At 69.2% G+C, this 26,028-nt stretch carries 18 protein-coding genes and 1 pseudogene; 9 read left to right on the top strand and 10 right to left on the bottom strand.

The window, feature by feature from the left end:
- Positions 1-31 precede the first annotated feature (31 nt).
- Positions 32-2,095: a methyl-accepting chemotaxis protein gene (locus M5E06_RS28230; RefSeq protein ID WP_252141097.1), complete on the top strand. Its 2,064-nt coding sequence runs from the start codon at positions 32-34 to the stop codon at positions 2,093-2,095.
- Between the two features lie 98 nt (positions 2,096-2,193).
- Here the strand turns inward: M5E06_RS28230 and trxC are convergent.
- The 9 genes and pseudogenes from trxC to M5E06_RS28185 form a co-directional block, all read right to left on the bottom strand.
- A pseudogene (trxC, locus tag M5E06_RS28225) lies at positions 2,194-2,619 on the bottom strand (thioredoxin TrxC); the annotation flags it as partial.
- A gap of 87 nt (positions 2,620-2,706) precedes the next feature.
- Positions 2,707-2,961, bottom strand: a complete 255-nt coding sequence (locus tag M5E06_RS28220; protein ID WP_246457282.1) for a YlcI/YnfO family protein — start codon at positions 2,959-2,961, stop codon at positions 2,707-2,709.
- Between the two features lie 244 nt (positions 2,962-3,205).
- Positions 3,206-3,703, bottom strand: coding sequence for a periplasmic heavy metal sensor (locus M5E06_RS28215; protein WP_252141096.1), 498 nt, complete (start codon positions 3,701-3,703; stop codon positions 3,206-3,208).
- Positions 3,700-4,128 (bottom strand): hypothetical protein, encoded by a 429-nt coding sequence (locus M5E06_RS28210; RefSeq protein ID WP_252141095.1) that lies wholly within the window; start codon positions 4,126-4,128, stop codon positions 3,700-3,702. Before M5E06_RS28210 ends, M5E06_RS28215 begins: the two co-directional genes overlap by 4 nt.
- Before the next feature lie 14 nt (positions 4,129-4,142).
- On the bottom strand, positions 4,143-4,694 hold the full coding sequence (locus M5E06_RS28205; RefSeq protein WP_252141094.1) for an RNA polymerase sigma factor: 552 nt from the start codon (positions 4,692-4,694) through the stop codon (positions 4,143-4,145).
- 244 nt (positions 4,695-4,938) lie between these two features.
- Entirely contained in the window at positions 4,939-8,058 is a 3,120-nt protein-coding gene (locus tag M5E06_RS28200) for an efflux RND transporter permease subunit (RefSeq protein ID WP_252141093.1), read from the bottom strand.
- Between the two features lie 6 nt (positions 8,059-8,064).
- Positions 8,065-11,220: a multidrug efflux RND transporter permease subunit gene (locus M5E06_RS28195; RefSeq protein ID WP_252141092.1), complete on the bottom strand. Its 3,156-nt coding sequence runs from the start codon at positions 11,218-11,220 to the stop codon at positions 8,065-8,067.
- Entirely contained in the window at positions 11,217-12,554 is a 1,338-nt protein-coding gene (locus tag M5E06_RS28190) for an efflux RND transporter periplasmic adaptor subunit (protein ID WP_252141091.1), read from the bottom strand. The genes M5E06_RS28195 and M5E06_RS28190 overlap by 4 nt, the downstream gene beginning before the upstream one ends.
- A 417-nt stretch (positions 12,555-12,971) precedes the next feature.
- Positions 12,972-13,121, bottom strand: coding sequence for a hypothetical protein (locus M5E06_RS28185; protein ID WP_252141090.1), 150 nt, complete (start codon positions 13,119-13,121; stop codon positions 12,972-12,974).
- Between the two features lie 51 nt (positions 13,122-13,172).
- Between M5E06_RS28185 and M5E06_RS28180 the strand changes: the two genes are divergently transcribed.
- Genes M5E06_RS28180 through M5E06_RS28170 form a run of 3 tightly spaced genes read left to right on the top strand, consistent with a single transcriptional unit; the run spans position 13,173 to position 16,698 of the window.
- Positions 13,173-15,347: a TonB-dependent siderophore receptor gene (locus M5E06_RS28180; RefSeq protein WP_252141089.1), complete on the top strand. Its 2,175-nt coding sequence runs from the start codon at positions 13,173-13,175 to the stop codon at positions 15,345-15,347.
- A gap of 47 nt (positions 15,348-15,394) precedes the next feature.
- Positions 15,395-16,537 carry a PepSY-associated TM helix domain-containing protein gene (locus M5E06_RS28175; RefSeq protein WP_252141088.1) on the top strand — a complete coding sequence of 381 codons (1,143 nt, stop codon included), beginning with the start codon at positions 15,395-15,397 and terminating at the stop codon, positions 16,535-16,537.
- Positions 16,534-16,698 carry a hypothetical protein gene (locus M5E06_RS28170; protein ID WP_169054732.1) on the top strand — a complete coding sequence of 55 codons (165 nt, stop codon included), beginning with the start codon at positions 16,534-16,536 and terminating at the stop codon, positions 16,696-16,698. The genes M5E06_RS28175 and M5E06_RS28170 overlap by 4 nt, the downstream gene beginning before the upstream one ends.
- A gap of 13 nt (positions 16,699-16,711) precedes the next feature.
- Here M5E06_RS28170 and M5E06_RS28165 read toward each other — a convergent pair whose 3' ends face one another.
- A complete protein-coding gene (locus tag M5E06_RS28165; protein WP_252141087.1) occupies positions 16,712-18,244 on the bottom strand; it encodes an FAD-binding oxidoreductase in 1,533 nt (510 codons plus the stop codon).
- 199 nt (positions 18,245-18,443) lie between these two features.
- On the opposite strand from M5E06_RS28165, the gene M5E06_RS28160 reads away from it, so the two are divergent.
- The 5 genes from M5E06_RS28160 (at position 18,444) to M5E06_RS28140 (ending at position 26,023) form a co-directional block, all read left to right on the top strand.
- Entirely contained in the window at positions 18,444-19,130 is a 687-nt protein-coding gene (locus M5E06_RS28160; protein WP_247871056.1) for a response regulator, read from the top strand.
- 5 nt (positions 19,131-19,135) lie between these two features.
- Positions 19,136-21,145: a sensor histidine kinase gene (locus M5E06_RS28155; RefSeq protein WP_252141086.1), complete on the top strand. Its 2,010-nt coding sequence runs from the start codon at positions 19,136-19,138 to the stop codon at positions 21,143-21,145.
- Positions 21,146-21,347: 202 nt separating this feature from the next.
- Positions 21,348-22,445, top strand: a complete 1,098-nt coding sequence (locus M5E06_RS28150; protein WP_252141085.1) for a hypothetical protein — start codon at positions 21,348-21,350, stop codon at positions 22,443-22,445.
- A gap of 19 nt (positions 22,446-22,464) precedes the next feature.
- A complete protein-coding gene (locus M5E06_RS28145) occupies positions 22,465-23,880 on the top strand; it encodes an NHLP bacteriocin system secretion protein (protein WP_252141084.1) in 1,416 nt (471 codons plus the stop codon).
- Complete coding sequence (locus M5E06_RS28140; protein WP_502802017.1) at positions 23,822-26,023, top strand: NHLP family bacteriocin export ABC transporter peptidase/permease/ATPase subunit; 2,202 nt, start codon at positions 23,822-23,824, stop codon at positions 26,021-26,023. Before M5E06_RS28145 ends, M5E06_RS28140 begins: the two co-directional genes overlap by 59 nt.
- Positions 26,024-26,028: the final 5 nt, after the last annotated feature.

Below are 26,028 nucleotides of genomic sequence, written 5' to 3'. Positions count from 1 at the left end.
GCAGCCGGGTCAGAAGACGAGGTCCCCAATCATGAACGCCGCCCACCCAAGCCAGCAGACCGCCACCCAACTCGCCAAAGCCGGTCCATTCGCCAATCTGCGCACGGCGACCAAGATCTACACCGGCTTCGGCGTGACGCTCGCGCTGCTGGTCGGGCTGGGGGCGGTGTCCTGGACGGGCTTGCGATCGAGCGACGACGCTCTCCGCCGCTATGCCGGGCAGTCGCATGTCGCCATGGCGGTGGCGGAGGCGGACACCAACATGGCCGACGCCCTGGGGGCGGCGGAGGAGTTCGTGTCCAGCGGCTCCGCCGCGGTGGCCGGCCGCTTCCGCGCCGACGTGGACAAGTTCGCCAGGAAGCTGGACGCCGCCACCACGCGCATGACCAGCGCGACCGACCGTCAGGCGGCGCAGGAGATCGCAAGCCTGCAGAAGACGCTGACCGGCGGCTTCGACCAACTGGTCGCCGCGCGGACGGAGCGCGACTCGATCGTCGCGTCGGTGGTGAACAAGTTGGGCGCCGACATCCGCCGCACGCTGAGCGAGACCGTCAAGGCGGAGAAGGATCTGGGCGATCTCGACCGCACGGTGCAGGCCGCCGACGTCAGCGAGCAGTACCTGCTGGTCCGCGTGCTGGTCGCCCGTTTCGTGGCGGAGACGCAGGCCGAGGATCTGGTGCGCATCCGCAAGGATCTGGCCGACGTGACCGCCAAGGCCACGGCGCTGCGCGACGGCATGGCGGACGGGCCGGTGAAGGCCAAGCTGTCCGATGCGGTCGCCAAGCTTCCGGCCTATGGCGCCGGCATCGACCGCATCGCCAGCTTGAGCGACCAGCTGAAGTCGCTGAACAATGAGACGCTGGGCAAGGCCGGCAAGGAGATCGGCGACAAGATCGGCCTGATCCGCGACCATTCCGCCGATTTCCTGTCGCAGCTGGAGACCACCGCCGCCGCCGAGGTGAAGGCGGCCGAAGGGCGCGGCACCGTGGTGACGGTCGCCGCCCTGCTGATCGGCCTGCTGCTGGCCTGGGCGATTTCGCGGGCGATCACCAAGCCGCTCGGCAACATCACGCGGGCGATGGGCCGCCTGGCCGAAGGCGACCTGAGCGTCGCCGTCACCGACGACGCTCGGCGGGACGAGATCGGCGCGCTGGCCCGTGCGCTCCAGGTCTTCAAGACCAACGCCTATGAGATGGAGCGGATGCGCAAGGCGCAGGAGGAGAGCGAACGGCAGGCCGCCGCCCAGCGCCGCCAGACCATGATGCAGATGGCCGACACCTTCGAGAGCGCGGTGAAGGGCATCGTCGACACCGTCGCCAACGCCGCCACCGGCATGCGCGACGCCGCGACGGAGCTTACCGCCACTGCGCAGGAGGCGACCGAGCGGTCGCTGCTGGTCGCCTCGGCCTCCGAACAGGCGTCGGCCAATGTGCAGACCGTCGCCACCGCGACGGAGGAGTTGTCGGCCTCCATTTCCGAGATCGGCCAGCAGGTGGAGAACTCCACCCGCATCGCCACCCAGGCGGTGGCCGATGCCGACGGCGCCGACCGCACCATGCGCGATCTGGTCTCCGCCGCCGAGCAGATCGGCGCCGTGGTGGAACTGATCAGCGGCATCGCCGCGCAGACCAACCTGCTGGCGCTGAACGCCACCATCGAGGCGGCGCGGGCCGGAGAGGCGGGCAAGGGCTTCGCCGTGGTGGCGAGCGAGGTGAAGGCGCTGGCCAGCCAGACCGCGCGCGCGACCGACGAGATCCAGGCCAAGGTGCAGGAGATTCAGCAGACCACCGGCGGCGCCCAGAAGGCGATCGGCAGCATCGGCAAGACCATCGGCCACATGAGCGAGATCACCACCGCCATCGCCGCCGCCATCGAGGAACAGGCCGCCGCCACCCGCGAGATCGCCTCCAGCGTCACCCAGGCGGCGCAGGGCACCGAGGAGGTGTCGAGCAACATCGCCGGCGTCAGCACCGCCGTCCACGAGACCGGCGACGCCGCCGGCCGCGTCCGCGGCACCTCGCAGGAACTTGCGGTCGAGGCCGAGCGGCTGCGCAAGGAAGTGGGGACGTTTATCGCGACGGTGCGGGCGGCGTAGGGGGGTGCTATCCCCCTCTCCCCCCCCCGGGGAGAGGGGATTTGTTGACGCACCCACGTCACCAGGGCCGGCAGCGGCATGGCGCCGGCGGTGCGGGCGATTTCGCGGCCGTGGTGGACCAGGACCAGCGACGGGATGCTGCGGATGCCGAATCGGCCGGCGAGGTCGGGAGAGGCCTCGGTGTCGATCTTGGCGAGGCGGACGTGGGGCTCCAGCTGGGCCGCGGCCTGGGCGAAGACGGGGGCCATCATGCGGCAGGGGCCGCACCACTCGGCCCAGAAGTCGATCAGCAGCGGCAGGTCGCTTTTCTCGGCATGCGCGGCGAAGCGGCGGGCGTCGAGCGCCACCGGCTTTCCTTCGAACAGGGCGTTGCCGCAGCGACCGCACTTGCCGCCGCCCAGCCGGGCCGGAGGCACGCGGTTCAGAGTGTCGCAATGCGGGCAGGCGATGTGCAGGCTGTCGGTGCCTGTGGAAGAACCGGTGCCTGTGGAAGACTGACCTGAAGCTTGGGCGGTGGGCGGCATGGCGGGGCTCCTTCCCCTGGCAGCTTGTCCACCGTCGATGTATGGGGCCGGAGCCGCCCGCTCAAGATCCCCTCAAGGCAGGCGGGCCTACTCCTGACGGCCCATCAGGCCTTCCAGCTTTGCGAAATCCACATATTGCGCCGGCCGGTCCTTCAACAGGTCCGGGGTCGCCTGGGCATTCTCCCGTGCGCATTCGGCGACGTAGCGGGCCAAGAGGTCGCGCATGACCTCGGCCAGAGGCGTCTGCCGCTGACGTGCGTAATTCTTGGCGACATCTTTGATTCTGCGGTCAACGCGCAAAGAGATCGTCGCCTTCTTTGGATGAAACGGATCTCCGATCATGACGATCCCCCACCAATCTTGCTGATCCACGTTATTTGGATATGCCGGATCGATGGTGGATACAAGGATCCATGGGAAGGCGGGTGATAAAACTTGGGGATGATAACTTGTGAATTTGTGTGGATAAAATTTCCGTTGGTTTTCTTCTCCACAGAATCTGTGGATAGATGTGTGCGCAATCTCCGAACAGAATCATCCACACCCTTCCGGCTGGCCTGTCCGGCCTGTGGATGAGTGGGTTTGCCTATTTTTTAGGCGAATGGGACAGCTTCTCCGGCCCCGGTCCGCCGACCAGCCGCAGCCGGCCGGCCGGCGACAGGTCGGGCAGGATGGACAGCACGGTTTCCTCGGTCAGTTCGCCGATCTGGCGGCGCTTGGCGCGGGCGGCGGAGGTCGCGGCGCGCAGGGAGTCGAAATCCACAGGCTCGACCTGGAGCAGGGCCCGCACCCGCTGTCCGGCCTCGCGGTAGTCCTGGGAAAGCGCGTCGTAGCGCGGGCGCAGCGGCTCGAAGGCGGCGCGCAGGACGGCGGCGTCGGCGTCGGACAGGTCGGCGGCCACATGCTCGACGAAGCGGTCGGGCATCGGCCGGTAGGGCGGGGGTGGCGGGTTGCGGATCGTCGCCACCAGCATGGCGCCGAGGAACAGGTTCAGCGCCAGCGATGCCAGGGCCAGCGTGCGCAGGCTGATCCGCTGGCGGAGGCGGGTCAGGACGGACGGCTGGGGGGCGGCGAAACCGCTCATCGGGAGTCTCCGTCGAACAGAGTGACGACCTCGTCGCTCAGCAGGGCCAATTCCTGGCCGCGCGGTGCGGTGGGGGCGGGGCTGGCAAGCTGCCCGGTCAGCCAGCCGAGCATGAGAAGGACGGCGCAGAAGCCGGCCACCGTCCGCCGCGGCATCCGGCCGAGCAGGAGCATCACGATGCTGTCCTGCGGCATGCCGCGCGCCGCCTTGCCGACGGCGGCCAGCAGGCGGTCGACGCGGGCATCCTCCACCGGCGGGGCCGGGACGGCGAGCAGGCGGTCGAAGGACTGCGCGTTCTCCAGCGCCGTGCGCAGGGCGGACGAGCGGGCGAGCGCGTCGTCGGCCGCGGCGCGCAGCTCCGGCGGCCAGCGCTCCGGCGAGGCGCCGTATTCGTCCAGGTGGCGGAGGAAGTCTTCGTCGGTCATGGTGTCCTCCCTCCTCATAGGGCGTCGGTGGCGGAGAGCGCGGTCTTCAGTGCGGCACGGGCGCGGGCCAGCAGCGAGGCGAACGCGCTTTCACTCATGGTCAGGACCTCGGCGGCCTGCCGCAGGCTGAGCCCCTCCTGGTGGAACAGCACGACGGCGGCGCGCTGGCGGTCGGGCAAGGCGGCCAGCGCCCGGTTGACGCGCTCGGCGGTCTGGCGCTCGGCGATGCGGGCCAGCGCGTCGGGCGACTCGTCGGGCGGATCGCCGGCGTCTTCCAGCGGCGACCAGCCGGGGCGGCGGCCACGGTCGATGGCGAGGTTCATGACGATGCGGTAGAGCCATGTGGTGAAGGCGGCCCGCGCCCCGTCCCAGCGGCCGGCATGCTGCCAGACCCGCAGGAACGCTTCCTGCGCGATCTCGTCGGCGTCGGACGGGTTGCCGGTCATCCGCTGGGCCAGCGCCACGGCGCGGCGCATGTGGCGGGCGGCCAGACGGTCGAAGGCGGCGGCATCGCCGCCGGCCACGCGCTCCATCAACCCGTCGTCGCTGTCGGTGTCGTTGGCCACCGGGGCTCCGCTCATGCCGTGGGCGAGAACTATGCCCAAGAGGGCGGAGGGGCGCCAGCGCTGGGATTTCTCCCTCTCCCCCCCGGGGAGAGGGTCGGGGTGAGGGGGATGCACAGTGTGGCTGTTTCGAGAATCTTCGCCGCGCGACCCCCTCACCCTAACCCTCTCCCCGGGGGGGAGAGGGGATCTTGCGGGGGTGATGGAAATTCTGAGGATTACGGAAAGTATGCCCATCCGCCGCCCCCTATTCCGCGGGCGCGGCGATGGCGTGGCGGCGGGTGCGCCGCAGGGCCAGCCGTTCGAGCGTCAGATAGACCACCGGCGTGGTGTAGAGAGTCAGCATCTGGCTGACCAGCAGGCCGCCGATGATGGCGATGCCGAGCGGGCGGCGGATCTCGCCGCCGGTGCCGTAGTCGAAGGCCAGGGGAACGGCGCCCAGCAGCGCCGCCATCGTCGTCATCATTATCGGGCGGAAGCGGACCAGTCCGGCCTCGCGGATCGCCTCCAAGGGCGACAGGCCGCGTTCGCGCTCCGCCTCCAGGGCGAAGTCGATCATCATGATGGCGTTCTTCTTGACGATGCCGATCAGCAGGATGATGCCGATCAAGGCCACGATCGACAGGTCGTAGCCGGTCAGGATCAGCGCGATCAGCGCCCCCAGACCGGCCGACGGCAGGGTCGACAGGATGGTCAGCGGGTGGATCAGGCTTTCGTACAGAACGCCCAGCACGATGTAGATGGTGATCAGCGCCGCCAGGATCAGCAGCGGCTGGCTGGAGGAGGATTGCTGGAAGGCGCGCGCGTCGCCCTGGAAGCCGGCGCGGATGCTGGCGGGCATGCCGATGTCCTCCGCCGCGCGCTGGATCAGCTCGGTCGCCTGGGACAGCGAGACGCCGGGGGCGAGGTCGAAGGTCAGGTTGGCGACCGGGAAGCCGCTCTGGTGCTGGATGCTGGCGGCCTGGTTGCCGATGACGACGCGCGACACCGCCGACAGCGGCACCATGCCGTCGCGGCCGGTGACGTAGATGCGCTTCAGGTCGTCGGGGCCGAGCGCCTCGGATGGCGCGACCTCCAGCACCACCTTGTGCTGGTTCTGCGCCAGATACATGGTGGAGACCTGCCGCTGGCCGAAGGCGTCGTAGAGCGTCGCCTCCAGGCTGCTGAGCGACACGCCGAGGCGGGCGGCGGCGTCGCGGTCGACGATGACGTTGGCCTGGATGCCGCCATTCTGGCGGTCGTTGGCGACGTCGACCAACTCCGGCAGGGTGCGCATCTTCTCCACCAGCTTGGGCGCCCATTCGTTGAGCGCGCCGATGTCGGCGTCCTGCAGGCTGTAGCGGTACTGGCTGCGGCCCTGGAAGCCGCCGACGCGGATGTCCTGCACCGGCATCAGATAGAGCTGCACCCCCGGCACCTTGCCGGCGCGCTGGCGCAGCCGCTGGGTGACGGTGGGCAGGTCGTCGCGCTCCGCCTTCGGTTTCAGGGCGATGTAGATCTGGCCGGAATAGGTGCCGCCGGGACCGCCGCCGCCGATGGTGCCGCCGACGCTCGCCACCGCCGGGTCGCCGGAAACGGCGTCCTGCAAGGCGCGCTGGCGCGTCACCATGGCGCGGAAGGAGATGTCGGGCGGCGGGTCGCTGAAGCCGATCAGCAGGCCGGTGTCCTGCTGCGGCACGAAGCCCTTCGGCACCTGCCCGTAGAGCCAGACGCTGACGCCGATGATGGCGAAGGTCACCACCAGCATGGTGCGGCGGTGGGCCAGCACCCAGTCGAGCCCGCCGGCATAGAGGCCGAACAGCCGGTCGCCGATCCAGCCGAGCGCGCGGGCGAGGCGGCCGGGGGGGCTGCGCTCCGCCTCCGGCGCCAGCAGATGGGCGCACATCATCGGGGTCAGGGTCAGCGACACCACCGCCGAGACCGCGATGGCGACCGACAGCACCACGGCGAATTCGCGGAACAGCCGACCCTGGATGCCGCCCATGAACAGGATTGGGATGAAGACGGCGACCAGCGACAGGCTGATCGACACCACGGTGAAGGCGACCTGCCGCGCCCCCTTCACCGCCGCCTCGAACGGCTTGGCGCCCTTTTCGATGTGGCGGACGATGTTCTCGATGACGACGATGGCGTCGTCCACCACGAAGCCGACCGAGATGGTCAGCGCCATCAGCGAGAAATTGTCCAGGCTGTAGCCGACGATCCACATCACGCCGAAGGTGCCGGCCAGCGACAGCGGAACCGAAGCCGCCGGGATTACCGTCGCCCACAGCCGGCGCAGGAACAGCGCCATCACCATCACCACCAGCGCCACGGTGACCGCCAGCGTCTTCTGCACATCGTCGATGGAGGCGCGGATGGTGGGCGTGCGGTCGGTGCGCACCGACAGGCTGACCCCCGGCGGCATCCAGCCGCGCAGGGTCGGCAGCTCCGCCCGGATGCGGTCCACCGTCTCCACCACGTTGGAGCCGGGCTGCTTCTGGATGTTGATGAGCACGGCGCGCTGACCGTCCTGCCAGGCGGCGGTGCGGCTGTTCTCCGGCGCCTCGATCACCTCGGCGATGTCGCCGAGGCGGATGGTGGCGCCGTTCTTCTCGGTGACGATCAGCTTGCGGTAGGCATCGGCGCCGAACAGTTGGTCGCTGGCGCCGATCGACCAGGATTCATGGGTGCCGTCGAAGCTGCCCTTCGGGCCGTTGGCGTTGGCCTGGGAGATGACGCTGCGGATCGATTCCAGGCTGTCGCCCATGTTGGCGGCCGCGGCGGCATTGACGCGCACGCGCACCGCCGTCTTCTCCGCCCCGTTGATGGAGACCTGGGCCACCCCCTCGATCTGGCTCAGCCGCTGGCCGATGATGCTGTCGGCCAGATTGTAGAGGTCGGCGGGGGCGAGCGTGGTGGAGGTCATCGCCAGCGTCATCACCGGCGCGTCGGCCGGGTTGATGCGCCGCATCTTGGGGGGGCTCGGCAGGTCGGCCGGAAGGTCGCCGCCGGCGGCGTTGATGGCGGCCTGCACGTCGCGCGAGGCCGATTCCACGTCGCGGTTCAGCTCGAACTGCACGACGACGACGGTGCTGCCGAGCTTGCTGTTGGAGGTCATCTCCGACACGCCGGCGATGCGGGAGAGGCGGCGTTCCAGCGGCGTGGCGACGGAGGCGGCCATGGTCTCCGGGCTGGCGCCGGGCAGCGAGGCGGTCACGATGATGGTGGGGAATTCCACCTGCGGCAGCGGCGCCACCGGCAGGAAGCGGTAGGCCACCATGCCGAGGATCATCAGCCCGACCATCAGCAGCGACGTGCCGACCGGCCGCCGGATGAAGGGGGCGGAGAGCGAGGCGGCGGAGGGCAGAAGATTTGAGGGCAGCATGGCCGGCTACTCCGCCGCCGCCCGGCCGGGAGCGTGGCCGGACTCCTGGCTGTTGCCCGCTTCCGAAACCTCCTTGCGGCGCCACGGCCGCAGCCAGCGGCCCAGCCGGTTGCCGAGACGGTCCATATAGAGATAGACCACCGGCGTGGTGTAGAGCGTCAGCACCTGGCTGAGCAGCAGGCCGCCGACGATGGCGATGCCCATCGGCTTGCGCAGCTCCGAGCCGGTGCCGTTCTCCAGCGCCAAGGGCAGGGCGCCGAGCAGCGCCGCCATGGTCGTCATCATGATCGGGCGGAAGCGCAGAAGCGACGCCTCGTAGATCGAGCGTTCCGGTGCCATGCCCTGGTGACGCTCCGCCTCCAGCGCGAAGTCGATCATCATGATGGCGTTCTTCTTGACGATGCCGATCAGCAGCACGATGCCGACCAGCGCGATCAGCGACAGATCGTGGCCGGTCGCCATCAACGCCAGCAGCGCGCCGATGCCGGCGGACGGCAGGGTCGACAGGATGGTGATGGGGTGGATCGTGCTCTCGTACAGCACGCCCAGCACGATATAGACGGCGACTACCGCCGCCAGGATCAGCCAGGGCTGGGTGTCGAGCGAGGCGCGGAACTCGGCCGCCGTGCCGGCGAAGCGGGCGGTGGCGGTGTCGGGCATGCCGATGCTGTCGCGCGCCTGCTGGATCGCCGCCACCGCCGCGCCGAGCGACACGCCTGGGGCGACGTTGAAGGACAGGGTGACGGAGGGGAACTGGCCCTGGTGGGTGATGACCAGCGGGGCGGTCTTGCGCTCCACCGACACGATGGCGTTCAAGGGAACGACGGTGCCGCCGCTGGCCTTCACATAGATCTTGGACAAGGATGCCGGGTCCATCTGGAAGGACGGCTCGACCTCCAGGATCACGCGGTACTGGTTGGTCTGGGTGTAGATGGTCGAGACCTGGCGCTGGCCGAAGGCGTCGTAGAGCGTGTCGTCGATGGCCTGGGGCAGGACGTGCAGGCGGCTGGCGGCGTCGCGGTCGATGGTGAGATAGACCTGCAGGCCGTCGGGCTGCTGGTCGGTCGCCACGTCGGTCAATTCGGGGCGGGCGCGGAGCGCCTCCAGCAGGCGCGGGGTCCAGCTTTCCAGTTCGCGCGGGTCGGCGTCCTGCAACACGTACTGGTATTGCGTGCGGCTGACGCGGCTGTCGATCTGCACGTCCTGCACCGCCTGCATGAACAGCGAGACGCCCTTCAGGTCGCCGGTGGCGGCGCGCAGGCGGGCGATGATCTCCTCCGCGGAGGAACTGCGCTGGTCGCGCGGCTTCAGGGCGATGGTCAGGTTGCCGGTGTTGGTGGTGGCATTGACCGTTCCGGTGCCGACGAAGCTCGCCACGCCCGCCACGTCGGGATCGCGCCGCACGATGTCGGCGACCTCGCGCTGGCGCTCCGCCATCGCCTTGACCGAGATGGAGGGGGCGGCGTCCGTCACGCCGATGATGACGCCGGTGTCCTGCTGCGGCAGGAAGCCCTTCGGCACCACGTCGTAGAGGTAGAGGGTGGCGGCCAGCGTGGCGATGGTGACCAGCAGCGTCGCCGGCTGATGGCGCAGGACGAAGCGCAGCGAGGCGGCATAGCCGTTCAGCAGCGCGTCGAAGCCGCGCTCGGTCCAGCGGAACAGGCCGTTGGGCTTGCTCTCGGTCTCCGGTTTCAGCAGGCGGGCGCACATCATCGGTGTCAGCGTCAGCGAGATCACCGCCGACACCAGCACGGCGATGGACAGCGTGATGGCGAATTCGCGGAACAGCCGGCCGACCACGCCGCCCATGAACAGCAGCGGGATGAACACGGCGATCAGCGACAGGGTCAGCGACACGACGGTGAAGCCGATCTGGCGGGCGCCTTTGAGGGCGGCCTGCATCGGCTTCTCGCCCTTCTCGATGTAGCGGACGATGTTCTCGATCATCACGATGGCGTCGTCGACGACGAAGCCGGACGCGATGGTCAGCGCCATCAGCGACAGGTTGTCTAGGCTGAAGCCGCACAGCGCCATGATGCCGAAGGTGCCGATCAGCGACAGCGGCAGGGCCGCCGCCGGGATCACCGTCGCCCACGCCTTGCGCAGGAACAGGAAGATCACCAGCACCACCAGCCCGGCGGTCAGCACCAGCGTCTTCTGCACGTCCACCACCGAGGCGCGGATGGTCTCCGTCCGGTCGGTCAGCACCGCCATGTGGATCTGCGGCGGCAGGCTGGCCTGGAGCGACGGCAGCAGTTTGCGGATGCGGTCCACCGTGTCGATGATGTTGGCGCCGGGCTGGCGCAGCACGTTCAGCAGAACCGCCGGCTTGCCGTCATGCCACGCCGCCAGCCGGGTGTTCTCCACCGAATCGACCACGGTGCCGATGTCGGTCAGCCGCACCGGGCCGCCGTTCTTGTAGGCAACGATGATCGGGCGGTAGGCGGCGGCATTCTCGATCTGGTCGTTGACGCCGATCGACCAGGACTGGCGCGGACCGTCAAAGCTGCCCTTCGGCGCGTTGACGTTGGCCTGGGTGATGGTGGTCCGCACATCCTCCAGCGTCAGGCCGAGACCGGCGACGGCGGCGGGATTGACCTGCACGCGGACGGCCGGGCGCAGGCCGCCCTCGATCCCGACATAGCCGACGCCGTCGACCTGGGACAGCTTCTGCGCCAACAGCGTGTCGGCGGCGTCGCTGACGGTCTCCAGCCGCAGGCTGTCGGAACTCAGCGCCAGCACCATGACCGGCGTGTCGGCCGGGTTGACCTTGTCGTAGACCGGCGGGTTGGGCAGCCCCTTTGGCAGCGTGCCCGACGCGGCGCTGATCGCCGACTGCACGTCCTGCGAGGCGGCGTCGATGTCGCGGGTCAGGTCGAATTGCAGGGTGATGACCGACAGCCCGAAGGAGCTGGTCGACACCATGGAGGAGATGCCGGCGATCTGGCCAAGCTGGCGTTCCAGCGGCGCGGTGACCGACGACGCCATCACCTCGGGTGCTGCGCCCGGCAGCTGGGTGGTGACGCGCACCGTCGGGAAATCGACCGTCGGCAGCGAGGAGATCGGCAGCGCGCTGTAGCCCAGCAGGCCCAGCAGCACCACCGCCAGCATCAGCAGCCCGGTGGCGACCGGCCGCAGGATGAAGGGGGCGGAGATGTTCATGAGGGCTGCCGTCCCTCACGCGGGGCGGACTGGCCGGGAGCGTTTCCGGGGGCGGGAGCGGTGCCGTTGTTCTCGCGCTGCTGCTGGCGCTCGCGGCGCCGTTCCTCGCGCGCCGCCGGATCCTGTGCCTTGCCGGCGGGCGCGGCCTCCGGTGCTGGGGTGGCGGGAGCGGTGCCGGTGGGGGCGGCGGACGCGATGGGCTCGACGATGCGGATCTTGGAGCCGGGCTGCAAACGGTATTGGCCGTCGACCACCACCCGCTCGCCGGGGGTCAGGCCCTCGTCGATGATGGCCTTGGTTTCCTCCTGGCGGGCGACCTTGATCGGGCGCTGCTCCACCGTCAGGTCGTCCTTGATGACGTAGGCGTAGGTGCCCTGGGGACCGCGCTGCACCACGGTCGAGGGCACGGTGGTGGCGCCGTGGCGGATGGTGGAGAGCAGGCGGACATTGACGAACTGGCCCGGCCACAGCTTTTGCGGATCGTTCGGCATCTCGGCCTTCAGGCGGATGGTCCCGGTGCCGGTGTCGATCAAATTGTCCACCACCGACAGCTTGCCGGTGTCGAGAACGCGGCGGCCTTCCCGGTCCTGCGCCTCGACCGTCACCGGCCCCTGCGCCTGGGCGGCGAGCACCGCCTGCAATTGCTTCTCCGGGAGGGTGAAGAGGACGGCGATGGGCTGGATTTGCGTGATGGTGGCGATGCCGTTCTGGTCGCTCGCCCGCACCACGTTGCCTTGGTCGACGTTGCGCAGGCCGATGCGGCCGCTGATGGGGGCGGTGATGGTGGTGTAGTTCAGCTGGACCCGCACCGCCTCGATCGCCGCCTCGTCGGCGCGGATTTGCGCCTCGTACTGGGCGACCAGCGCGCGTTGGGTGTCGACGGTCTGGCGCGAAGCGAATTCCTTCAGGTTCATGTTGCGGTCGAGGTCGCGGCGGGCGTTGGCCAACTGCGCCTCGTCCTGCGCCTTCTTCGCCTCGGCCTGGGCGAGCTGGGCCTGGAGCGGGCGGGAATCGATGGTCGCCAGCAGGTCGCCGGCCTTGACCAGCTGGCCTTCCTGCAGCGAGACGCGCTGAAGCTCGCCATCGACGCGGGCGCGCACGGTGACGCTGTTGAAGGCCTGGACCGTACCGATGCCGTCGAACCAGATCGGCACATCCTCCTTCGCCACGGTGCCGGCCTGCACCGCCACCACGCTGCTGCGCGCGCCGGCCGGAGGGCGGCCCGGCTGTGTCGCCGCCGCAGGCGCCAGCTTTTGCTGAACCGCGTAGCCAACGCCGCCGACCAGACCGGCGAGAACCACACCGGTGACCACCGGCTTCCAACGAATCGTCATGACCTGTTCCGACGCTTGTCCGGACGGCTCGCTCGGCCGCCCCGGTCTTTCTGTTCCTCCCTGATACGCGGCGGCGGGAGGGATTCGTCGGGGGGCGCCGAAGATTTTTTCGGCGAAACGGCATTGACCGAGGTCGGGGGGAGCCCATAATCGGCCCGTGTCGAGGTAAGCGCCGAAAGGCTGCGCTCGCTGCCCGTCCAGGAGGGGCCGTTTGGCACCGTTAGTCACTTAGACGGGGATGTAGGCGAAGCGTCGACACACCAACCAAAGCCGCCTCCGGGCGGCTTTCGGCGTTTTAGGCCTGACGGTAAACCGTATCCAGCCAAGCCGGACGGCACTCGGCCATGTCCACCATCGAGATTTTGAACTGGCCAGCGGCTTTGGCTGCGGCAAGAAGCCGTCGGCAAGCCTCGGCATCTAGATAGTCACTGATGGCACGGGTCCGCTGATGATGACGATATCATCGCTGGATGCCCGATAAGGCAGCCCCGCCCCGTTCACCGCCAGCAGGATGCGATTGTCGCGGCACATACGTGAATAGGCGTTGAATTTGAGAATGAGTTGCATTATGAGGGCTCTCAACTGCGAATGATTCTTATTCGTGTCGGGGGCAAGCAAGTGAAGAAACGGGTTGAGGGCGGCCGGGTGTCGCGTGGGGCGGCGTTCGGCGCCATGGTGCTGGGCGGTCTTATGGTGCCGGCGGTGGCAGGCGCGCAAAGCGCAGGCGGGCAGGGGGCCGACAATGGTGCCGCGCTGCAGATGCCGACGGTGACGGTGACCGGGCAGGGGGAAACGGCGCTGTCGCCGGTGACCGGCTATGTCGCCAACCAGCAGGCGACCGGCACCAAGACCGACACGCCGCTGATCGAGACGCCGCAGTCGATCTCGGTCATTCCGGCCGACCAGATCCGCGACCAGAACGCCCAGACGCTGAATCAGGTGGTGCGCTACACCGCCGGCGTGACGGCGGAGACGCGCGGCGCGGTGGCGACCCGCTATGACCAGCTGAAGGTCCGCGGCTTCGACGCCGACACCTATCTGAACGGGCTGAAGCTGCAGTCGCTCTACTACGCGGCATCGCAGGTCGACCCCTATCTGCTGGAGCGGGCGGAGGTGCTGAAGGGCCCGACCTCCGTGCTGTACGGCCAGTCGCCGGCCGGCGGCCTGATCAATCAGGTTTCCAAGCGCCCGACCGCCACCGCGCTGAACGAGGTCGGGGTCGAATACGGCACCGACAATCATTGGCGCGGCACCGCCGACTTCTCCGGCCCGATCGACAAGGACGGCAAGTTCCTCTACCGCCTGACCGCCGTCGGCCTCAGCGAGGACGGCCAAATCCGGATGACGGAGAACGAGCGCATCGCCGTCGCCCCGTCCTTCACCTGGAAGCCGGATGCCGAGACCAGCCTGACCCTGCTGGGCTTCTACCAGCACGATCCGAAGGGCAATTCCTATGGCGGCATCCCGCCGCAGGGCACGGTGCTGTCGAACCCGCTGGGCAAAATCCCGGTCGATTTCTATGACGGCGATCCGAATTTCGAGAAGTTCGACCGGCGCCAAGCCTCGGTCGGCTATGCCTTCGACAAGAAGCTGAGCGACGTCTGGACCGTGCGGCTGAACGGGCGCTGGCTGAACGCCAAGGTCGCCTATGACAGCCTGTATGCCAACGGCCTCGACGCCGACTACCGCACCCTTTATCGCGGCATCGCCACCTCGCGGGAGGAGATGAACGCGTATGCCTTCGACAACCAGATCGAAGGGCGCTTCTCCACCGGCCCGGTCGGCCACACGCTGCTGGCCGGCGTCGATTACCAGCGGCTCGACGGCCATTACACCGCCGGCTTCGGGCTGGCACCGTCGATCGACGTGTTCAACCCGGTCTATGGCGTCGCCGTCGCCCCGCCGGCGGTCAACCGCACCGACATCGACGGGCGTCAGACCGGCATCTATCTGCAGGACCAGATGCGGCTCGGCGGCTTCATCCTGACGGTGGCCGGGCGCCGCGACTGGGCGAAGACCACCTCCAGCTCCGCCTTCGGCAGCAGCACCCAGTCCGATCAGGCCTGGACCGGCCGCGCCGGGCTGACCTATGTCTTCGAGAACGGCATCGCGCCTTACATCAGCTATGCCGAATCCTTCACGCCCAGCAGCGGCGTCGATTTCGCCGGCACGCCCTTCAAGCCGGAGGAAGGCACCCAGTACGAGGTCGGCGTGAAGTACCAGCCGCCGGGCATGAACAGCCTGTTCACCGCGGCCCTGTTCGACCTGACCCGCAGCAACCTGCTGACCAGCGATCCCGTCCACCCCGGCTTCTCCGTCCAGAGCGGCGAGGCGCGGTCGCGCGGCATCGAGTTGGAGGCCAAGGTCGGCGTGACCAAGGACCTCGACCTCATCGGCACCTACACCTACCTCGACACCAAATACACCAAGGACAATGGCGGGCTGGAGGGCAAGCGCCTGCCGGCGGTGCCGCGCCACCAGGCGTCGGCCTGGGCCATGTACCACATGCCGGAAGGCACCCCGCTGACCGGGCTGGGCGTCGGCGCCGGCGTGCGCTTCACCGGCAGCACGATGAACACGGCCAACAGCTTCAAGGTGCCGTCCTTCACCCTGGTGGACGCCACCGTGTCCTACGACCTGGGCGCCCTGTCGCCGAAGCTGCAGGGGGCGGAGGTCACCGTCAACGGCAAGAACCTGTTCAACAAGGAATATGTCGCCTCCTGCTATTACGGCGAGTGGTGCGCCTACGGCTATCAGCGGACGGTGACCGCCGGCCTGCGCTACCGCTGGTAAGTGTCCGTGCCGACTCTTCCCCTTCCCCATTGGCAAAGGAAGCCGTCATGACGCCTGCGAGCCTGCGGGGCTGGCGCCTCGTCCACCGCTGGACCAGCCTGATCTGTTCGGCGAACCTGCTGATCCTCTGCGTGACCGGGCTGATCCTGGTGTTCCACCACGAGATCCAGCATCTGATGGGGGAGGAGCTGGACAGCAGCTATACGGAGGGGCAGGTCCGCCTGCCGCTCCAGACGCTGGTCGACATCGCGCGGAAGGCCGATCCGGCGCTGGAGCCCAAGCTGCTGTCCTTCGATCCGGAGGACAAGGCGGTCAACTACATCTATCTGAGCCCGCCCGGGGAGAGTGGCTTCGATCTGGGGCGCTGGGTGGTGCTGAACGGCTTCACCGGCGCCAACCAGATGCTGAAGCAGCCGGAGGAGACGCTGGTCGGCTTCCTGCTGAAGCTGCATGTCGACCTGTTCACCGGCTTCGCCGGCCAGATGTTCGTCGGGGTGATGGGGCTGCTGTTTGTGGTCAGCACGGTCAGCGGGCTGGTCGTCTACGGACCCTTCATGAAGAAGCTGGCCTTCGGCATCCTGCGCTTCGGGCGGGGAACCCGCATCGGCAACATCGACCTGCACAATCTGTTCGGCGTGGCGACCCTGGTCTGGGCCTTCGTCGTCGGGCTGACCGGCGCCATCCTGTCCTTCTCGCCGCTGATCACCGGCTATTGGCAGAAGACCGAACTGGCGGCGATGACCGCCCGCCATACCGAGCCAATGACCGGAAGTCCTGTGTCGATCGACCGGGTGGCCGAGGCCGGGCTGTCGGCCTTTCCCGGCAAGGATCTGGCCTTCATCGCCTATCCCGGCAACGAATATGCCGGCAGCCGCCATTTCAGCGTGATGGTGCGCGGCCACACCGAACTGACCCAGCGGCTGCTCAGCGTCGCGCTCGTCGACGCCGAGACCGGCGTGGTGGCGGAGACGGCCGGTACGCCCTGGTACATGACGGTGCTGATGCTGTCGGGGCCGTTCCACTTCGGCGATTACGGCGGGCTGCCGCTGCAGATCGTCTGGGCGCTGTTCACCATCGTCACCGGCGTGGTGACGGTGACCGGCTTCATCGTCTGGCTGAAACGGCCGCGGGCGCGGGCGGCATCCGCCGGGAGTGGCGCGTCCGGCGCCAGGCTGGGGAGCAAGGCATGACCGGGGTCTGGCGCATTCCGGCCGCGCTGGCCGTGCTCTCCGTCATCGGGCTTGCCGCCGCCATCCTCGGCGACGGGGTGTGGGACTGGCTGTGCTGGGCGACCCTGTCGGTGCCGCTGGCCGTCTGCGCGGCCAAGCTGTGGCGGCAGTGGCCCTCCTGATTTGGAAATGGGCTCAGCCAAGGCCGTTGCGGCCCGGCGACAGAATGCCGGCCGGGTCGCCCACCGCGCGCAGCTCCGTCAGCAAGGCGGCGGCGGGTGATCGGCGCAGCGCCTCGGGCACCGGCAAGCCGTTCGCCAGCCGGTAAGGTGCGAAGCCCCGTTCCAGCGCCGTTCCGATCAGATCCCGGTAAGCGGCGAGGGCGGCCTCGTCCGCACCCGGCATCATCCGGTCGAATCCCAGGGTGAAATAGGTCAGCAGGCAGCGGAAGCCGTTGGACTCGATCCCGACATTGAGGTCGATGCCGGCCTGTTCCAGCCGCTCGCGCGCCCAGGTCAGGTAATCGGCCAGCGCCCCGAACTCGAAGGGAAAGGCAAGGCAGAGCCAGATCAGGCCGCAGCCGTCGCGGTCGGGATCGGCCGCCGCGAGGTCGGGGTGCCGATCCTTGCGCCAATAGACCGTTCGCAGGTTGCGTCCGTCCGGCACGCCCAGCCAATCCTCGTATCCCTCGATCCAGGCGCCGTCCCGCCGGGCGATGTCCAGTTCAACCGCCTGGGACACCGAGGCGAAGCGCCGGGACAGGCGGCCGGCGCGGGCCTCCAGCACCTCCGGCGCCTCCGCGCGGATCAGGGCGGAGGCGTGCCACTCGTTCAGGGCCGCCGGGGCGAGCCGGTCGGTCGGGACGGAGGCGCGGACATCGTCCAGCGCCAGCCATTTGATGCCGTTCCACAGGGTCAGCGACCGGTCGGGCAGGGATTGCTCGCGTTGGCAGTCGCGCCACAGCTCCAGGAAGGCGGGCAGGGCGTCGAGGCCGCCGATGTCCACCGACAGGATGGCGAGGTCGCTGGGCATCGCCTCCAGCCGGATGACGGCGCTGGTCACCACGCCAAGGTTCGACTGGCTGAACAGACCGTCGATCAGCGGCCCGGCCGGCGCCGGGTCGAGCCCGACCGTCCGCTCCGCTCCCAGCGGTCCGCAGCCGGTTTGCAGCCGCCGGCCGTCCGGCAGCGCGACCTCCAGCTCGCACAGCGAGGTCCAGCGCTCGCCCATGCTGCCGTCGCCGCGGTCAAGCGCGTTGGCGAGCGCGCTGGCCTCCGCCGGGCCGCCGATGACCGGGACGAAGAAGCGGTCGGTTCGCTCCGCCAGGAAGGCGGCCAGGGCGTGGAAGGTCACCCCGGGCTCGACCCGCACCAGCCCGCGCTCGCCATCGAAGCCGGAGATGCCGTCGAGCCGCCGGAGATCGAGCACCACCGCCCCGTCCTGCGTCGGCGCCCGCGACCCCAGCCCCCAGTTGGCGCCGCGGCTGACCGGATGGACCGGCAGGCGGTGCCGGGTGGCGACGGCGAGGCAGGCGGCGGTCTGGTCGGCATCGCCGGGACTGACGACGGCCGATACCCGGACATCCGGCGCGAAGGTGCGCCGGCCCCAGTCCAGGCGCTCGGCCTCCGCGGTTCGGACATGCTCCGGCCCGACAATGCGGCGCCACTCCTCCAGCGCGTCGGCGGGCGGTTCGCAGTCGGAGAGCGAAGCGGCAGGGGAGGTGGGCATTCTGGGGCGGTCCCGGTTGCGGTCGTCGTGGCGGCGGCGCGTATCCTGCCGGCCGGTGCATGGCATGCGGAGGCATGGTGACAGACTGCATACCGGGGGCGGCATCCCGTTTTCATGGGATGGCGATTTCGGGCAACGGCCCGCTATGATGAGGTTTGAATCGAAGGTTCGATCCGACAGTCCGCATGGGGTCGTCACAGTGGATCAGGCACGATCGGCCGCCGGAACCGGCGGCGTCATCTCCGTGGTCCTTGTCGAGGACGACGCGCCGACCCGTGACTTCCTGGCCGCATCGCTGGCCGCGGGCGAGGGGATCCGTCTGCAGGCTTCGGTCGGAACGCTGGCGGAGGCGCGCGCGGCGCTGGAGAGCAGCCGTCCGCGCGTGCTGGTGACCGACCTGAAGCTTCCCGACGGCCATGGCAGCGATCTGATCCGCGAGGTGCGGCAACGCATGCCGGAAACGGAGATCATGGTGATCTCCGTGCTGGGCGACGAGACGTCGGTGATGCAGGCGGTGCGGGCCGGCGCCTCCGGCTACATCCTGAAGGACGCGCGCCCGATCGACCTGATCGCGGCGGTCCACGACCTGACCAACGGCCGGTCGCCCATCTCCGCCTCCATCGCCCGCCACATCATCCGGCAGACCCAGACCGCGCCGCCCGTCATGGCGGAGGAGGCGCCCCCCGCCCTGACCCCGCGCGAGATGGACATCCTGTGGGGCATCGCCAAAGGCTTCACCTACAACGACATCGCGGCCCGGCTGGGCATCAGCCGGCAGACGGTTCCCAGCCACATCAAGAACATCTACCGCAAGCTTGAGGTTAATTCCCGAAGCGAAGCGGTCTACACTGCGGTGGAGCGGAGAATCATCAAGCTGTCGGACTGACGCACTTGAGCCAGCACATCGCCGGGTTGCCGGCGCCCGGTCCGTCCCTGCCGCGGCGCCTGCGGGCTTGGCTGAGAGGCCGCGGCCCGCTGCTGCTCCTGTATTACGGGTTGGCCGCGCTGTTCGGTCTCGGGCTGGTGACGGCGACCCCGGAGATGCCGGACGGCGGATTGGCCGTCGCCGAGGCGACCTTCGCCCCGGTGGCCATGGACCAGGCCATGGAAACTCCGCCGCCCGAGACGATGCCGCCGGGGGCCGCCGCCGTTCCGCTGCCTTACCGCTGCAAGGCGGTTCCCGATCCGGTCGGCTGTTCCGGCCTGTTCCGCCTGACTTTTCACTATGATGCCGGCCACCATGATCCCGGCGACCATCCGGACGACGAGGGCCGCTGGTCGATCTACGTGCCGATCCTGTCCGGGCACGCGACGCTGTGGCTGAACGGGGCGCTGCTGGTCGACAGCGTGACCATCCAGTCCGACGTGGTCGTCAACCAGTCGCTGCCGCTGATCCAGCCGATCCCCCGGCCGCTGTTGAAGAATGGCGAGAATCGGATCGACGTCCGCATCGCGGCCTGGAGCCAGTCCGGCGGCTTCCTCGACACGGTGGTGGTCGGCCCCGACCGCCTGCTTCGTCCCGCCTACAGCCAGCGCGAATGGATGATGGTCACGCTGCCGCGCCTGCTGGTGGCGTGGCAGGCGGCCTTGTGCCTGTCGCTGCTGATCGTGTGGGCCGGCCATCGCGACGAGCCGATCCATCTGGTGATGAGCCTGATCCTGGGGTTGGGCGTTCTCCAGGGCCTGCCGATGTTCAGCAGCGAACCGAACGGGCTGGAACGGCTGTTCCGCGTCGTCAATTTCGCCGGCCAGTGGCAGGGGGCGCTGCTGCCCTTCGTGATGTCCCGTCTGGTCGGGCGCGAACTGGCGGTTCCGCTCCGGTGGCTGCTGGTGGCTCCGGCGGTGGTCGCCGGCGCATTCCTGCTCGCCGCCTTCGACCCGCCAACGCTGCAGCCATGGTTCGCGTGGCTGTGGCTCGTCGTCGTGATCCCCTGGGCGGTGGCGATGCTGGGCTGGTCGGGCTGGATCGTGCTGTCGGCGGCGATCCGGCGGAACCATGCCGCCGCCCAGCTCGTGCTTGGCGGCCTGATCGTCATCGTGCTGATGGCCGGCCATGACATCCTGGCGGTGACCGGCGTTCTGGACCTGCGCGTGCCGTCGATGACCCGCTACATGGCGCCGCTGCTGATGACGGTGGTCAGCGCGACGCTGATGTGGCGATTCGCCCAGGCGCTGGGCGAGGTCAGCCGCTTCAACGACATCCTGCGGCGCGAGGTGGCGACGGCGGAGGCCGAACTGCGGGCCAGTTTCGCCCGCGAACAGGCGCAGACCCGCGCCGTCGCGCTGGAAAGCGAACGGTTGCGCCTGACCCGCGATCTGCATGACGGGCTGGCCGGGCAGCTGGTGTCGATCGTCGCCCAGTGCGAGCTGCCGCAGCATGACTACCGCCGCATCTCTGCGGCGGCCCGGCAGGCGCTGGACGATCTGCGGCTGGTCGTGGCGTCGCTGGACGATGTCGGCAACGACCTGGGCATGATGCTGGCGCAGTTCCACGAGCGCATCGGTCCCCAGCTCCAGGCCCAGGGGATGGAACTCGACTGGCAGATGGCGCCACTGCCCGACATCGAGGGGCTCAGGTCGGAACATGCCCTGACGCTGTTCCGCATCCTGCAGGAGGCCGTGACCAACGCGGTGCGCCATTCCGGCTGCCGCCGGGTCAGCATCGCCATGGCGCCGGCGCCGGATGGTGGCCCCGAAGACAAGGGACGCTTCGCGGTCCGCATCGTCGTCAAAGACGAAGGCCGTGGCATTCCGGACGGAGTCGCCGCCGCAAGGCCCGGCAAGGGGCTGAACAACATGCGCCAGCGCGCGGCGTCGCTGGGCGCCGACCTGACCCTGGTCACCGGCCCGATTGGTACCCGCGTCGTCATCGATCTGCCATTCCGCCTGCCGGGTTTTTAAAGCATCCGATAGAACAGGCATCGGCGATACGCCACCATAACTTGCGAAAATCCCGGTTTCGCCAGCTCTCCCATAAACATGGGATTACCCAAAACGGTTAGTGCCCATACAAAAGATTTGGCGCAAACCTCGCGCAAATCCCGGCGGCGGTGAAAGCCGGGGCGAATGACTTCCGATCATCCAATAACCAGGGATTGCAGGCATGAGCAAGACGCAGGCGGCGATGGTCGACATTTCCGATGACGAGCTTCTGGTGGTGGTGGGCGGAACCGGCTCGACCAACGCCCAGTCCGGTCATGCGCAGGAGGATGAGAACGGGGTCAGCGTCAGCGTCGGGGTCGAGGTCGCCAGCGCTTCGGGCAGCGTCGGGGTTTCCACCTCCTCCAGCCACGACATCGGCGGCGCCACCGTGACCACCGAGGTCGGGGCCGGCGCCAGCGGGTCGGCCGGCGTTACCGTCGGGTCGGGCGGCGTCACCGCCACGGCGGACGGCTTTGCCGGCAGCCACGGCAGCGTGACGGTGACCAACGGGCCGGTCACCCAGACCATCAGCTATGAGGCCGGCGCCAGCGGCAGCGCCAGCGTCTCGGTGTCCTATACCGGGGTGGAAGCCTCGGCATCCGGCTCGGTCGGCGTTTCGGTGACCACGGAAACCACGGTCGGCGGCAATGTCGGCCATGGCGTGACGGTGGAGGGCTCGGTCACCCAGACCATCGCGGTCGGTGCCGGCGCCGAGGTCAGCGGCTCCATCGGGGCGAGCGGCGTCCATGGCGACGTCAGCACCTATGCCGGCAATTATGTGGAGGTGACGGCCTCGGTCACCGCCGGCAACAACGACATCAGCAGCACCACCACGGTCGGCGTCATCGATTCCGGATCGGTCGGTGCCGGCACCGAGGTCACCGCCGGCTATTCCGACGGCCATGTCACGCTCGGGCTCGGCGCCACGGCGGCGATCGGCATCGGCGGCGTCACGGTGGGCCAGGAGGTCACGGTCAACACCGCTCCGCTCGAACATGCCGGCGCCCAGGCGGTGGCCGCGGCCACTCCGGCCGTCACCGACGCCGCCCACACGGTCGCCAACACCGCGCAGTCGGTCGCGACCACCGCAGCCCCGGCGGTGACCGATGCGGCGCACACCGTCGCCAACACGGCGCAGAACACCGCCAGCACGGTCAGCAACACCGCGCAGTCGGCCGTTCACGACGTGTCCAGCACGGCGCAGAGCACCGTCAACAGCGTGTCGAACACCGCGAAGAGCGTCACCAACTCCATCAAGAAGAAGATGAAGAAGTGGTGATGCCGGGCGGATCGGCGGCATGAGCGACAGCGCGACGACGGAACGGCCGGTTGCGGCGACGTCGCCGGCCGGCGGCGGCGGTCCGGCCGCTTCCGGCGGCGAAACCGGCAAGGCCGGCTTCCGCGCGGAGGCCGCGGAGGCCGCCACCTCCGTGTCGCAGGTGGACGACGCCCTGGAGGTGGTGCGGCCGCCGGTGCTGGCCTTCTGCGTCACGCTGGCCCTGCTGGTCGTCGGCGTCGTCGTGTGGGCGTCCTTCACCGACGTGCCGATCAAGATCACCGGGCAGGGCATCCTCGTCAGCCCGGGCGGCGTCATCGACGTGGTGTCGGAATCGAGCGGCCGGATCAACGACATCCGCTTCAAGCCGGGCGACCTGATCCACCCCGGCGACGTCGTCGCGCTGGTCGACCAGAGCGAGCAGAAGCTGAAGCTGGCGGAGGCCGAGGGCGAATTGCAGGACGCCATCGCCGCCCGCGACGACATGCAACGCTTCCAGGAGCGCGACCTGCATGCCGACGAGGTCTGGCGGCAGGCGCGCGAGCAGGCGGTCAACGGCAACATCACGTCGCTGCAGGAACGCCAGCGCATGATGTCCGAGCGCGAGGAGCTGGTCCGCCAGCTCGCCGAGCGCGGGCTGATCACCCGCGACCGCGCCATCTCCGCCAAGATCGAGCTGTTCACCATCCGCTCCGACCTGGAGGCCCAGCGCAACGAGCTGCAGACCATGACGCTCGACGCCGCCCGCCGCCAGACCCAGCGCGAGAAGGACATGCTGGCCGCCGAGCAGCGGGTGGCGACCGCCTCGCGCGCGGTGGAGTCCGCCCGCGACCGGCTGAAGCGCTATGCTGCGGTGCTGTCGCCCTATGGCGGCCGCGTGGTGGAGGCGAAGGCGAACATCGGGCAGGTGGTGTCGAGCGGGGCGCCGATCGTCAGCATCGAGCGCGACGGCGCGCTGGCCGGGCAAGGTGGCGATCTGGTGGCCCTGGTCTATGTCGGGGCGCAGGACGGCAAGAAGCTTCGCCACGGCATGGAGGCCGACGTGTCACCGGCGTCGGTGCGCAAGGAGGAGCATGGCCACCTGATCGGGCGGGTCGACCGCGTGGCCGACACCCCCGCCAGCAGTGTCGGCATGCTGCGCACCCTGCAGAATGACGCGCTGGTCGGCGAATTCCAGAAGACGCTGCGCACCCCCTTCGAGATCATGATCCGGCTGGAGCGCGATGCGGCCGGCGCGCTGCGCTGGTCCACCGGCAATCCGCCGAAATTCTCGATGGATGGCGGCACGCTGGTGTCGGTGGAGATCACCGTGCAGAAGGTCCGGCTGATCGCGCTGGCCCTGCCGATCCTGCAGCAATGGCTCCGGCTGGATCTGACCGATGTGGCGCCGGAGCAGGGCAAGGCTTCCAAGGCCGCGCCGGCCCCGTCCGGAGCCTGAGATGCGTACCCCGTCGATCCTGCAGATCGAGGCGGCGGAATGCGGCGCCGCGGCGCTCGGTATCATCGCCGCCCATTACGGCCGCTGGCTGACGCTGGAGGATCTGCGCGAACGCTGCGGCATCTCGCGCGACGGCAGCCGCGCCGCCAATCTGGTCCAGGCCGCGCGCGAGCTGGGGCTGCAGGCCCGCGGCGTGCGCACCGAGCCGGAGGGGCTGCAGGGACAGGCCGGACCGATGATCCTGCATTGGGGAATGGACCATTTCCTGGTGCTGGAGGGACGGCGCGGGCGCTGGTGGTATCTGAACGATCCGGCGCGCGGCCGGCGCCGCGTCGACGATGCCGAATTCCGCCGCCAGTTCACCGGCATCGCCCTGCTGATGGCGCCGGGGCCGGAGTTCCGCAAGGGCGGTTCGGCCCCCAGCGCGTTGCGCGGTCTCGCCCGGCGGCTGCGCAAATCCTGGGGGGCGGTGTGGTTCGCCGCGGCGATCAGCCTGCTGCTGGCGATCCCCGGCATGCTGTTCCCCGCCTTCCGCCAGATCTTCATGGACAGCGTGCTGGTCGGCGGGCTGGCCGACTGGATGACCCCGCTGGTCGGCGCGATGCTGATGGTCGGCGCGGTCACGCTGACCTTCACATGGTTGCAGAAAAGCGTGCTGCACCGGCTGGAAACCCGTCTGGCCCTGCTGGGCGGCATCGGCTTCATGGAGCGGGTGCTGCGGCTGCCGATGGGATTCTTCGGCCAGCGCGGGCCGGCGGCCGTCGCCGACCGCATCATGCAGAGCGACCGTCTGGCCGAACTGCTGGCCGGCGAGATCGGCGGCTGCCTGTTCGCCATCCTGACCGCGCTGACCTATCTGGCGGCGATGGCCTTCTACCAGCCGGCGCTGGCGCTGGTCGCCGTGGCCGCCGCCGCCAGCCTGGCGCTGGCGCTGGCCATGCTGTCGCGCCAGCTGGAGGAGGGCCAGCAGCGTCTGCTGAACGAGACGGCGCAGGAGGGCGCCGACGCCAAGCAGGGGCTGCGCATGATCGAGACCTACCGCGCGGCGGGAGCGGAGCGGCTGCTGTTCGAGCGGCTGGTCGCCCGCCATGCCCGCGTGCTGAACATCCGACAGTCGCTGATGCTGCGCCGCGCCGTTCTGCGGCTGCTGCCGGCCTTCGTCGGCGGGGTGGCGTCGGCCGCCGTGGTCACCGTCGGCGGCGGCATCGTCGCGGAAGGCGGCATGACCATCGGCGCCATGATGGGATTCATGGTGCTGATGTCGGCCTTTCTGGCGCCGGTGTCGCGCCTTGTCCAGCTCGGCGCCCGCATCCAGGAGGCGCGCTCCTACCTGCGTCTGCTCGACGACACCATGCAGCATCCCATCGCCGAGGAGTTCCGGCAGCCGCAGCCGCAGCAGGCCCCCGCCGTGCTGCGCCGGCTGACCGGGCGGATCGAGCTGCGCGACGTGACCTTCGGCCATTCCCGCCGGGCGCCGCCGCTGATCCGCGGCCTGTCGCTGACCATCGAGCCGGGCGAGCGGGTCGGGGTGGTCGGCGGCTCCGGCTCCGGCAAATCGACGCTGGCGCTGCTGACCGCCGGCCTCTACGAGCCCTGGTCGGGCGAGGTGCTGCTCGACGGCAAGCCGCTGCGCGAGATCCCGCGCCGGGTGCTGCGCCAGAGCGTGCAGGTCGTCGATCAGAACGTGACGCTGTTCGAAGGCAGCGTGCGCGACAACATCGCCCTGTGGGACCCGACGGTGTCGGACGAGCGGCTGTTCGCCGCCGCCCGCGACGCGGTGATCCACGACATCATCATCGACCGCCGCGACGGCTATGCCTCCCCGGTCAGCGAAGGCGGGGCCAATTTGTCGGGCGGCCAGCGCGCCCGCATCGAGATGGCGCGCGCCCTGGTGCAGAACCCCCGCATCCTGGTGATGGACGAGGCGACCGCCGCGCTCGACGACCACACCCAGGCGCAGCTGCTGTCCAACCTGCGCCGCCGGGGATCCACCATGCTGGTGATCGCCCACCGGCTGACGGCGATCCGCGACTGCGACCGGGTGCTGGTGATGCAGAGCGGCGAGATCGTCGAGTCCGGCCCGCCGGCCGAGCTGGCGCGCCGCGCCGGCGCCTTTTCCTCGCTGATGCTGAGCATGGCCTGACCGGA

It is taken from the genome of Azospirillum sp. A1-3 (assembly GCF_023806445.1).
Lineage (GTDB): Bacteria > Pseudomonadota > Alphaproteobacteria > Azospirillales > Azospirillaceae > Azospirillum.
This window is presented reverse-complemented; position numbering and strand designations above follow the sequence as displayed.